Annotated in this window: 5 protein-coding genes and 2 riboswitches; all 5 genes read left to right on the top strand. The window is 39.2% G+C overall.

Annotated elements, in window-relative coordinates:
* The first annotated feature begins 6 nt into the window (after positions 1-6).
* Positions 7-100, top strand: a riboswitch (cyclic di-GMP riboswitch).
* Positions 101-175: 75 nt separating this feature from the next.
* The 5 genes from QFZ77_RS04245 to rfbG all read left to right on the top strand — a co-directional run bounded on the left by QFZ77_RS04245 (position 176) and on the right by rfbG (position 13,260).
* The gene (locus QFZ77_RS04245; protein ID WP_307436545.1) at positions 176-3,376 is read left to right on the top strand and encodes an IPT/TIG domain-containing protein; all 3,201 of its coding nucleotides are present in this window, start codon (positions 176-178) and stop codon (positions 3,374-3,376) included.
* Positions 3,377-3,670: 294 nt separating this feature from the next.
* Positions 3,671-3,763: riboswitch (cyclic di-GMP riboswitch) on the top strand.
* 72 nt (positions 3,764-3,835) lie between these two features.
* Positions 3,836-9,370: an IPT/TIG domain-containing protein gene (locus QFZ77_RS04240; protein ID WP_307436542.1), complete on the top strand. Its 5,535-nt coding sequence runs from the start codon at positions 3,836-3,838 to the stop codon at positions 9,368-9,370.
* Positions 9,371-9,651: 281 nt separating this feature from the next.
* The gene (locus tag QFZ77_RS04235) at positions 9,652-11,424 is read left to right on the top strand and encodes a glycosyltransferase (protein WP_307436540.1); all 1,773 of its coding nucleotides are present in this window, start codon (positions 9,652-9,654) and stop codon (positions 11,422-11,424) included.
* Between the two features lie 13 nt (positions 11,425-11,437).
* The gene (rfbF, locus tag QFZ77_RS04230) at positions 11,438-12,211 is read left to right on the top strand and encodes a glucose-1-phosphate cytidylyltransferase (protein ID WP_307436537.1); all 774 of its coding nucleotides are present in this window, start codon (positions 11,438-11,440) and stop codon (positions 12,209-12,211) included.
* Positions 12,208-13,260: a CDP-glucose 4,6-dehydratase gene (gene rfbG, locus QFZ77_RS04225; RefSeq protein WP_373462561.1), complete on the top strand. Its 1,053-nt coding sequence runs from the start codon at positions 12,208-12,210 to the stop codon at positions 13,258-13,260. Before rfbF ends, rfbG begins: the two co-directional genes overlap by 4 nt.
* The last annotated feature ends 3 nt before the right edge of the window (positions 13,261-13,263 follow it).

Raw genomic sequence — 13,263 nt, 5'->3', positions numbered from 1 at the left:
AAATAACTGCATATTCGGCAAACCTATAGAAATGTAGGGACGCAAAGCTATGGGTCTTGGATAGTCATAATAGACTACTCATGATCGCCAGGTTGCAAATAGTTTGAATGTTTATTCAAGCAATAGCAATCTGCTATTGCTTTTTTATTTTTTATTATAAAAGGGAGGAAGAACAATGAAAAGATTTCGCAAGAATGTTTTGCTTGCATTGGTCTTAATTTTGGCTTTTAGTGGATTTTCTGTTCCGTTCACATCAAAATCCAATGCTGCAGTAAATGATTATGTATCAGTTACAAAAAGTGTCAACCCGTCTACCATTACTACCGAGCAAGAAGCCGAAGTTACATTAGATATTAAGGGGACACCGCCAGCTAACATAATTATGCCCAATGATGTCATTCTGATTATTGATAAATCGGGAAGTATGGGTACTAGTTATGGTAACGGAGTTACAAAAATGAGTGCTGCTAAAGATGCAGCAAAAGGCTTTATTGATCTTATGGATCTAACAAAGCATGAGGTTGGCATTGTGGATTTTAGTTCGGAAGGTGTAACAGGCACGTTTCCTCTAACAACTGATGCAACTGCTGCAAAAAGCTACATTAACACCTTATCTGCCAATGGAGCTACAGCAACTGGATATTCTATAGATCAAGCTATAGCTTTGCTTTCCAATCATCGTCCTGATGCGCAACCAGTCATTGTTATCATGACTGATGGCGAGGCTACTCTGCCTACTCAAAATCCATATGAGTATGCATTACAGAAAGCACAGCTTGCAAAAGACGCAGGTATTGTTTTTTACACAATTGCTTTGCTATCGCCTACTGATAATCCAGATACCAGTGGTCCTAATATTTTATTAAAACAAATGTCGACAACAGAGCAGCATCATCACTTTGTTCTTGGAACAACAGGATTATCCGAGATTTATTCCAATATCGTAAAAGAGATTGGTGTAGCAAGTGCGTATAATGTTGTTGTTACAGATACTGTTTCTTCTGATTTTGATATTGTACCAGGCTCCTACGATAACAATATCCCAAAACCAACAGTATCAGGAAATACATTAACTTGGAATTTTCAAGAGCTAAAGAATAATAATCTTGTATTCAAATATAAGATTAAACCTAAAGATTCTAATAAGACTGGAAATCTTGCAGTCTCCGCCTCCACCTCAAATATATCTTACAAAGATTATGCAGGTGCAGTTCGTTCTAGGTTGATACCTGACGCATATGTAAATGTAACTTTCCCAGCTCCAATTGTAACTTCAATTGTAAATGATAATGGAAGTCCAAATGGAGGAGAAACAGTTACTATTAACGGAAGCAAGTTTAGACCCGGAGCTATTGTTACTTTTGGCTCATTTCCTGCAACGAATGTTCAGGTCGTAAGCGGAGAGCAGATTACTGCAACAGTTCCTGCAGGAGCTCAAGGAGTAGTGACTGTAACGGTATCCAATCCAGATAAGCAGAAGGCCACCACTAACTATCAATATATGGCTAACCCAACTGTGTCCTTAATTAATCCCAATAACGGTCCATTAGCTGGCGGGAATATTGTAACATTTACAGGTAATTACTTTATGAGCGGTATACAAGTGAAATTCGGTGATATAATAGCACCAATTTATATGAATACTAACGCAACTTACTTAAAGGTGACAGCTCCAGCTGGTGTAAAAGAAGGAGTTGTTGATATTTCTTTTCAAAATCCAGATGGATCAAGTTTAACCATACCTGGTGGATATACATATATTGCACCTCCGGTAGAAAAATTAGAAATACAATCAGTTACTCCAAATACAGGTTTAGTAACCGGTAAAGACATTGTGTATATTGTCGGAAATAAATTTGAAAGTGGCTTAAAAGTTTACTTCGGTAATGATGAGGCGCCTATTATTACTTATTATTCTGGTCAGAAAATAAAAGTAACATCACCTGTAGTAGCAAATGCAGGAACTGTTGATGTAAAAGTAGTTAATCCTGATAATACATCTGCAACAATGGCAGGTGGATTTACTTACAATCAATTGCCTATTCAACAAGCACCGAGTATTACAGATATCACTCCTAATTCTGGGCCTATAGCCGGAGGAGATATCCTATATATCAATGGCGCAAACTTTGTTCAAGGGATGAATTTGTTCTTCGGATCAACACAGGTTCCTGTTAGTACGTTTTATTCAAGTTCTAGAATTAAAGTTGTGTCACCTGCGTCGACATTAGCTGGACCTGTAGACGTAAAAGTGGTGAATCCAGACGGACAAGAAAACATATTGGCTTCAGGATATACGTTTATTGCACCGCCTCCGCCAGCTGCTCCGGTTGTTACAACGCTAACGCCGAATAGCGGTGAAAAAATTGGAGGAGAGATTATCTATATTGACGGACAAAACTTCGTAAATGGAGTGAAGATTTATTTTGGAAGCAATCAGGCAAACGTACTTACCTATTATTCTGCGTCACGGTTGAAAGTGTCTGCTCCTTCATCCACACTTGCTGGACAAGTAGATGTAAAAGCGGTGAATCCGGATAGTCAAGAGGGAACACTAGCAAAAGGCTACACATATCTTACACCTCCTCCATTGCCGGCTCCGCTGATCAATTCTTTGACTCCCAATAAAGGACTTTTGCCTGGTGGAGAGCTCATTGTTATTAATGGAACAGGTTTTCAGCAGGGTGCCACAGTAACATTTGGAAGTAAGACTGTAAACTTAACAACTTTTACAAGTGCAATAAAAGTGAGTGTGACTGCACCATCATCTGCTAGTGTAGGGACTGTGGATGTCAAAATTACCAATCCAGATGGACAAAGCTTTACTTTTGTACAAGGCTACACTTATGAACTACCTGTTCCTACTATAACTAACTTGACGCCAAATCATGGGCCATTAGCGGGAGGAACTGTAGTTTATATAGATGGAACTAACTTTGATCCCAATATGACTGTTAAACTAAATGGCCAATCCGTCCCTATCTCTTCCTATTATGGAAGCACTAGAATTAAAATTATTACACCTAGCAGTGCTGTTTCTGGATCATTACCACTTGTGTTCACAAATCCAACAGGAACAACCGCGACTTCAGCATTTACGTATGATGCACCGCCCCCAACTCCTGCCCCAGTCATTACCAAGCTGAGTGCAACTAGCGGAACTGTAGCAGGCGGAGAAATTTTATACATTGATGGAACAGGATTTTCACCAAATCTAAAACTATATTTTGGATCTACGGAAGTTCCATTATTGACTTACTACTCCGACCTTAGACTTAAAATAAGAGTTCCAGCGGGAACCCTAGGTTTTGTAGCAGTAAAGATAGTAAATCCAGATGGCCAACAAAGTTCTGTAGTTCAATACCAGTATAAATAAAAGAAATAAAAAAGGGGCTGTCCAAAAAGGTCTGAAATTGACCTTAGGATCAGTCCCTTTTATTTAAAAACAAATCAAAGAAATTCCTCTTAGAAAATTTGGGGATATATGATATGGAGAATAATGTGTTAATGCAAATATTTCAAAAAGTGACTTGATTCCAACATACGGGATATTTTATAAACAATCATAAGTAATAATATATGAAAATATTAGGGGAAATATAAGAAATTAATTGAAAATAATAGAAATTCGACATATAATTAAGTTCATAGTACGTTAGAACTATTACAATAAAATATTTGGCAAACCTATAGAAATATAGGGACGCAAAGCCATGGGTCTTCAATAGGACTAAGAAACTATTAAGATCGCCAGGTTGCAGAGTTTAAGTTTTTTTAAACAATAGCAATCTGCTATTGTTTTTATTTTTTTTAAATATAAAAAGGAGGAAGAATAATGAGAAGAATTCATAAGATTGTTTTTCTCGCGTTAGCTTTTTTATTAGCTGTTAATGGAATCCCTACTTCATTTGCAACTCAAGCGAACGCAGCAGTGAATGATTATGTTTCTGTTTCAAAAACTGTGAACCCAACTACGATAACTACAGAGCAAGATGCGGAAGTAAATATAAATCTAAAAGGTGTACCCCTAGGTAATAGACCAAAAGACATTATTTTAGTTATAGATAAATCAGGAAGCATGAATTCAGGCTATGGTAGTGGTGTCACTAAAATTACAGCAGCTAAAAGTTCAGCAAAAGGTTTTATTGATCTGATTGATTTTAGTAAGGATCGGATTGGAATCGTAGATTTCAGTAATAAACAAAAGACAAATACACTCCCTTTATCTACTGATAAGACAGCTACAAAAAATTACATAGACCGATTAACTGCTAACGGTGCGAGCGATACTGGAAATGCTATTGATCTGGCAACTATTGCTTTAGCTAACCATCGCCCTGAAGCGCAACCTGTTATTATTATTATGACAGATGCTACTCAAAATCCTTATGATAACGCATTACAGAAGGCTCAAGCAGCCAAGAATGCAGGTATAGTTTTCTATACAATTGCCTTGTTATCGCCCAACGATAACCCAGAAACTAGTAAACCTAATATTCGATTAGAAGAATTGGCCTCAACGCCACAGTTTCACCATTTCGTCCTTGGAACTTCAGGGCTGCCGGAGATTTATGCCAATATAGTTAAAGAAACCGGCATAGAAAGCGCTTTTAATGTTGTTGTCACGGATACCGTATCGCCGGATTTCGACATCGTATCGGGATCCTATGATAATAATAGTTTGAAACCAACCGTTTCAGGAAACACACTTACATGGAAAATCCAAGAATTAAATAATAATGATCTTGTGTTTAAATACAGAATTAAACCAAGAGATCCTAATAAAACAGGAAGTTTGCCAGTAGCAACTGCAACTTCGAATATATCTTACTTAGATTATGCAGGTGCTTCCCGTTTAAAATTAATACCAAATGCTAATCTGAATGTGATATTCTCAGCTCCAGTAATAACATCTATAGTTAATAATAGTGGAAGTCCTATTGGAGGGGAAACAGTCACAATCAACGGAAGTAAGTTTAGAACAGGAGCCACAGTTTCATTCGGTGCTGTTAGCGCGACCAATGTTCAGGTTATAAGCAGTACAAGAATTACGGCGACGGTACCTTCAGGGAACCCAGGCTCAGTCACTGTTACAGTTACAAATCCAGATAACCAGAAGGCAACAACGAATTACAGCTATATTTTATCTGCACCTCAGATTACTGCTATAACTCCTAATTCCGGATCGATAAAAGGAGGAGAAGCGGTAACTATCAGCGGAAGTAATTTTGTAGACGGAGTAAAAGTATACTTCGGTTCAAACTTAGTACCTGTAGGTACAGTTTCATCCACACAAATTACATTAACAACTCCTTCGGCGCCAGCTGGAGCTGTTGATGTAAAAGTAGTGAATTCAGATGGTCAACAAGTTACATTGACCGGAGGATATACATTTATTGCACCTCCAGCTCCACCAGCGGCGCCGGCTGTTAGCCAAATAACGCCAAATAGCGGCTCAACTCTAGGAGGAGAAGCGGTAACAATCAACGGAAGTGATTTTGTAGACGGAGTAAAAGTATACTTCGGTTCAAATGTAGTAACTGTAGATACAGTTCAATCAACAAAAATTTCATTAACTACTCCTTCAGCACCAGCTGGAGCTGTGGATGTAAGAGTAGTGAACCCAGATGGTCAACAAGTTACATTGACCGGAGGATATACATTCATTGCACCTCCAGCGGCGCCGGCTGTTAGCCAAATAACGCCAAATAGCGGCTCAACTCTAGGAGGAGAAGCGGTAACAATCAACGGAAGTGATTTTGTAGACGGAGTAAAAGTATACTTCGGTTCAAATGTAGTAACTGTAGATACAGTTCAATCAACAAAAATTTCATTAACTACTCCTTCAGCACCAGCTGGAGCTGTGGATGTAAGAGTAGTGAACCCAGATGGTCAACAAGTTACATTGACCGGAGGATATACATTCATTGCACCTCCAGCGGCGCCGGCTATTAGCCAAATAACGCCAAATAGCGGCTCAACTCTAGGAGGAGAAGCGGTAACAATCAACGGAAGTGATTTTGTAGACGGAGTAAAAGTATACTTCGGTTCAAATGTAGTAACTGTAGATACAGTTCAATCAACAAAAATTTCATTAACTACTCCTTCAGCACCAGCTGGAGCTGTGGATGTAAGAGTAGTGAACCCAGATGGTCAACAAGTTACATTGACCGGAGGATATACATTCATTGCACCTCCAGCGGCGCCGGCTTTTAGCCAAATAACGCCAAATAGCGGCTCAACTCTAGGAGGAGAAGCGGTAACAATCAGCGGAAGTAATTTTGTGGACGGAGTAAAAGTATACTTCGGTTCAAATGTAGTACCTGTAGATACAGTTTCATCCACACAAATTACATTAAAAACGCCTTCAGCACCAGCTGGAGCTGTAGATGTAAGAGTAGTGAACCCGGATGGACAACAAGCTACATTGACCGGAGGATATACATTTATTGCACCTCCAGCAGCGCCGGCTGTTAGCCAAATAACGCCTAATAGCGGCTCAACTCTAGGAGGAGAAGCGGTAACTATCAACGGAAGTAATTTTGTGGACGGAGTAAAAGTATACTTCGGTTCAAATGTAGTACCTGTAGATACAGTTTCATCCACACAAATTACATTAAAAACGCCTTCAGCACCAGCTGGAGCTGTAGATGTAAGAGTAGTGAACCCGGATGGACAACAAGCTACATTGACCGGAGGATATACATTTATTGCACCTCCAGCAGCGCCGGCTGTTAGCCAAATAACGCCTAATAGCGGCTCAACTCTAGGAGGAGAAGCGGTAACTATCAACGGAAGTGATTTTGTAGACGGAGTAAAAGTATACTTCGGTTCAAATGTAGTAACTGTAGATACAGTTCAATCAACAAAAATTTCATTAACTACTCCTTCAGCACCAGCTGGAGCTGTGGATGTAAGAGTAGTGAACCCAGATGGTCAACAAGTTACATTGACCGGAGGATATACATTCATTGCACCTCCAGCGGCGCCGGCTTTTAGCCAAATAACGCCAAATAGCGGCTCAACTCTAGGAGGAGAAGCGGTAACAATCAACGGAAGTGATTTTGTAGACGGAGTAAAAGTATACTTCGGTTCAAATGTAGTAACTGTAGATACAGTTCAATCAACAAAAATTTCATTAACTACTCCTTCAGCACCAGCTGGAGCTGTGGATGTAAGAGTAGTGAACCCAGATGGTCAACAAGTTACATTGACCGGAGGATATACATTCATTGCACCTCCAGCGGCGCCGGCTTTTAGCCAAATAACGCCAAATAGCGGCTCAACTCTAGGAGGAGAAGCGGTAACAATCAACGGAAGTGATTTTGTAGCCGGAGTAAAAGTATACTTCGGTTCAAATGTAGTACCTGTAGGTACAGTTTCATCCACACAAATTACATTAAAAACGCCTTCAGCACCAGCTGGAGCAGTAGATGTAAGAGTAGTGAACCCGGATGGACAACAAGCTACATTGACCGGAGGATATACATTTATTGCACCTCCAGCAACGCCGGCTGTTAGCCAAATAACGCCTAATAGCGGCTCAACTCTAGGAGGAGAAGCGGTAACTATCAACGGAAGTGATTTTGTAGACGGAGTAAAAGTATACTTCGGTTCAAATGTAGTAACTGTAGATACAGTTCAATCAACAAAAATTACATTAACTACTCCTTCAGCACCAGCTGGAACTGTAGATGTAAGAGTAGTGAACCCAGATGGACAACAAGTTACATTGACCGGAGGATATACATTTATTGCACCTCCGGTAGAAAAATTAGAAATACAATCAGTTACTCCAAATGCTGGTTTAGTAAGCGGCGGAGACATTGTTTATATTGTCGGAACTAAATTCGAAAGCGGCCTGAAAGTTTACTTCGGTAACGATGAGGCACCTGTCGCTACTTATTATTCTGGTCAGAAAATAAAAGTAACTTCACCCAAAGTAGCAAATGCAGGAACTGTTGATGTAAAAGTAGTTAATCCTGATAATACATCTGCAACATTGGCAGGTGGATTTACTTACAATCCATTGCCTGTTCAACAAGCACCGAGTATTACAGATATTTCTCCTAATTCTGGTCCTATAGCCGGAGGAGATATCCTATATATTAATGGCGCAAACTTTGTTCAAGGGATGAATTTGTTCTTCGGATCAACACAAGTTCCTGTTAGTACGTTTTATTCAAGTTCAAGAATTAAAGTCGTGTCGCCTGCATCGACATTAGCTGGACCTGTAGATGTAAAAGTGGTGAATCCAGACGGACAAGAAACCACATTGGCTTCAGGATATACGTTTATTGCACCACCTCCGCCAGCTGCTCCGGTTGTTACAACGCTAACTCCGAATAGCGGTGAAAAAATTGGAGGAGAGATTATCTATATTGACGGACAAAACTTCGTAAATGGAGTGAAGATTTATTTTGGAAGTAATCAGGCCAACGTACTTACCTATTATTCTGCGTCACGGTTGAAAGTGTCTGCTCCTTCATCCACAATTGCTGGACAAGTAGATGTAAAAGCGGTGAATCCGGATAGTCAAGAGGGAACATTAGCAAAAGGCTACACATATCTTGCGCCTGCTCCATTGCCGGCTCCGCAGATTAATACTTTGACTCCCAATAAAGGGCTTATGCCTGGTGGAGAGCTCATTGTTATTAATGGAACAGGTTTTCAGCAGGGTGCCACAGTAACATTTGGAAATACGACTGTAAACCTAATAACTTTTACAAGTGCAACAAAAGTGAGCGTGACTGCACCATCATCTGCTAATTTAGGGACTGTGGATGTCAAAATTACCAATCCAGATGGACAAAGCTTTACTTTTGTACAAGGCTACACTTATGAACTACCTGTTCCTACTATAACTAACTTGACGCCAAATCATGGACCATTAGCGGGAGGAACTATAGTTTATATAGATGGAACTAACTTTGATCCCAATATGACTGTTAAACTAAATGGCCAATCCGTGCCTATCTCTTCCTATTATGGAACCACTAGAATCAAAATTATTACGCCTAGCAGTACTGTATCTGGATCATTACCACTTGTATTCACAAACCCAGGAGGAGCAACCGCGACTTCTGCATTTACGTATGATGCACCGCCCCCAACTCCTGCCCCAGTAATTACCAAGTTGAGTGCAACTAGCGGAACTGTAGCAGGCGGAGAAATTTTATACATTGATGGAACCGGATTTTCACCAAATCTAAAACTATATTTTGGATCTACGGAAGTTCCATTATTGACTTACTACTCCGACCTAAGACTTAAAATAAGAGTTCCAGCGGGAACCCTAGGTTTTGTAGCAGTAAAGATAGTAAATCCAGATGGCCAACAAAGTTCTGTAGTTCAATACGAGTATAAATAAAAGAAATAGAAAAGGGGCTGTCCAAAAAGGTCTAGAAATAGACCTTAGGACCAGTCCCTTTTATTTAAAACAAACAAAAAGAAATTCCTCTTTGGTAATGGTAGATGGAAGGGAGTTTGAAAATTGACGATGGCTTTGCTTCTTTTCAATTTACCAGTTTTTATTTAGGTAAATAAGCTTTATGATTTATCGAAAAATGTCGATATAAATGGTAACTTAATAGTATAGTTGTAATTTTCATATATGTCGTTCAAATTTTTTTGAGAAACGGAGAATCCCCGGTGCATACAAAGGAAGTAATCAAACATTATATTGAATCCGGAAATATGAATGATGCTAAGCAGTTAATTCAAGAGTTGGAACGTTCAGAAAAGCATGACGTTGAGCTGATATCTATGAAATCAGTTATTGCCATAACTGAAAATTGTTTAGAGGATGCTGAGCATATTCTTTTAAGTGGTCTCCAGATTAATTCCTATCATTTCGATTTACTTTACAATTTAGCGTACTTATACCAAATTCAAGATTTTCGGCATCTAGCATTAGGTTACTATTCTAAAGCATTAGGCGTATTAAATGAAGAATCTCTAAGAGGCCATATCGAAGAAACAATTGCATTATTAAAAGAGGATGCAACCTCCGCTGCACCTGTGCATTTATCTGAAAACAGTAGACCACTCGTAAGTATTGTATTACTTGCTTATAATCATTTGGACTACACGAAGTTAGCAGTCGAAAGCATCTATAAATATACTTCGCATATCAATTTTGAATTAATTACAGTGAATAATGGATCTTCCGATGGAACAAGAGAATATTTTGATAGCCTGCCAAACAAGAAGAAAATTCACTTGGACGAGAATGTAGGGCCAGTTAATGGCTTCAATATAGGCATGAAAGCAGCTGAAGGTAAGTATACGGCAAGTGTATGTAACGATTTCATTTTTACAACACGTTGGATGGATAACTTATTAACTTGTATAGAGTCTGACGACAAAATTGGTTTTGTGTCTCCTGGAGGAAGCAACATAAGCAACCATCAGATGATACAAGGGAATTATAGCAATTTGGAAGAAATGCAGCAGTTCGCTGAACAATATAATCATTCGGACCCAAGCAAATGGGAAGAGCGAGTAAGACTGCTTCCCTGTGTGCTAATGGTTCGAACAAAACTTCTTAAGGAAATTGGCTATTTTGATCCAGAGTTTTACTTTGGAGAATTTGCGGATGATGATTTGAGTTTTAGAATACGAAGAGCAGGTTATAAGTTAATTTTTGCAAAGGATACATTCACTTATCATTTTGGCTCAATAACGACGGAAGTAGATCATAGAAAGAATAATTCACTTGGAGTTAGTAGAAAGATCTTTTTTGAGAAGTATGGGATTGATGCATGGGATGATGCGAGTTTTGATTTAAACCTTATCTCAGTTGTGGACATCACCAATAAACAAGAAAGTGCAAATATACTTGGAATTAATTCAAGATGCGGTGGGACACCGTTACAATTGAAAAATAAGCTAAATGAGTATGGCGTACGTAATGTAAATATTGATAATTTTACAGATAATAATAAGTATTTACTTGATCTAAGGACTGTTTCTGAACGCATTGCTTGCGGAAAGGTTACTGATATAAAGCATCTATTTGCGGACGGAAAATACGATTATATTATTTATGGTGAAGGTATTGAACGGTGTAACAGTATTGAACAGACTGTTGCAGATCTAGTAACAATGATGAAAAAGCACGGTCAGCTAGTTTTTAAAATTAGGAATGGATCTAATTATGTAAATGTTGCAAACTTAATCCTTGGAAATGTTTTGTCCAACGAAAATGAGCCGCAAGTCACTTACTTGAACAAAGAAAAATTCCTTTCTATGCTAGTTAAGCAAGGGCTGGTCATTAAAAGTGTGACTGCAGTTACACAGGAAGTGCCTAGTGGTGACAAAGAAATTATCAAATATTTAGCTGGAGTCGCGGCAAATCAAAAAGAGGCTACCGAAAGTTTGCTATCGACGTTGGATTATATTATTACTGCGACATTGTCATAAAAGGGGAGTTCACATGAAAGCGGTAATACTTGCGGGCGGTTTGGGAACTAGGTTAAGCGAAGAGACAAGCACGAGGCCAAAGCCTATGGTTGAAGTTGGAGGAAATCCGATCTTATGGCACATAATGAAGTCTTACTCACATTATGGAATTAATGATTTTATTATTTGCCTGGGCTATAAGGGTTATGTTATTAAAGAGTATTTTGCCAATTATTATTTGCATCAATCTAATGTAACCTTTGATTTGAGAGAAAATAGTCTAGAAATTCACGATAATTATAGTGAACCATGGAAGGTTACCCTCGTTGACACAGGCATTGACACTCAAACAGGCGGTCGTTTAAAGAGAGTTCAGAAGTATGTGGGCAATGAACCCTTTTGTTTCACCTATGGTGATGGAGTAAGCGATGTAAATATTGCAGAACTAATTGAATTTCACTACAAACAACATAAGCTAGCGACACTTACTGCTGTTGATCCTCCTGGTCGTTACGGTGCTCTTGAAATGAACGATGACACGATACGTCGTTTCCGTGAGAAACCTCAAGGAGCAGATAGTTGGATTAACGGAGGCTATTTCGTCTTGAGTCCGAAAGTTTTTGACCTTATTGAAGGAGATTCGACAATTTGGGAGCGGGGACCGCTTGAGCAATTAGCCGCATCAGGTGAGCTGGCTGGTTTTAGGCATGATGGTTTTTGGTTACCTATGGATACACTGCGAGATCGAATGCGGCTTGATGAATTATGGAGTTCTAATCAAGCTCCTTGGAAAGTGTGGGAGTCATGACGTTTTGGCAGGGTAAGCGAGTGCTTATAACAGGTCATACTGGATTTAAGGGAGGGTGGCTCTCGCTCTGGCTTCAAAAACTAGGTGCCCAGGTTATTGGATATTCATTAAAACCGGACTCTTCAAATAATTTGTTTGAAGCCGCTTATGTAGCTCAAGATATGATTTCTATTTTTGGGGATATCAAAGATGTAGGATCTATAGTAGAAATAGTAAAAGATCATAAGCCTGAAATTGTGTTCCATTTGGCTGCTCAACCATTAGTAAGGGCTTCCTACGTAGATCCAATAGATACCTATGCAGTAAATGTAATGGGAACGGTAAACATTTTAAATGCTGTGAGGTTGTCAGATACTGTAAAAGTCGTTGTGAATATAACGACGGATAAATGTTATGAAAATATGGAGTGGGATTGGTCTTATCGGGAAACGGATAGATTGGGTGGCCATGATCCATACAGCGCAAGTAAAGCGTGCAGTGAATTGGTTACGGATTCTTTTCGTAAATCATTTCTTGCTGAGCAGAATATCCATATTGCATCAGTGCGAGCAGGGAATGTTATTGGCGGAGGGGATTGGGCTGCAGATCGCCTAATACCAGATGTCATTGACTCTATTCGAGCGGGAAGATTACCTATGATTCGTAATCCTTATGCAGTAAGGCCATGGCAGCATGTATTAGAGCCCCTCCACGGTTATTTGATACTTGGTGAAAAATTATATAACAAAGGCAGTTCATATGCGGCTGCCTGGAATTTCGGACCTGGAGAAGAAAGCATTCTAACAGTCGGGGAAGTAGCTGACATGATGTTAAGACATTGGGGATCTGATCTGCCATGGCATTATGATAAATCAGAGCATCCTCATGAAGCACAAATCTTGAAGTTGGATAGTTCCAAAGCTCGGAGCAAATTAAACTGGAAACCTAGACTCAACGTTTATGATACCTTAAAGTGGACAGTTGATTGGTACAAACAGTGGGAAGAACAAAAGCTTATGAAAGATTTTACGATGCAGCAGATAGAAGCATACGAGAGGAAACAGGGATAAAGT

The sequence above is a fragment of the Paenibacillus sp. V4I3 genome (genome assembly GCF_030817215.1).
Taxonomy (GTDB): Bacteria; Bacillota; Bacilli; order Paenibacillales; family NBRC-103111; genus Paenibacillus_E.
Note: the sequence above shows the minus strand (reverse complement) of the source record. Positions and strands in the feature narration are given on the sequence as shown.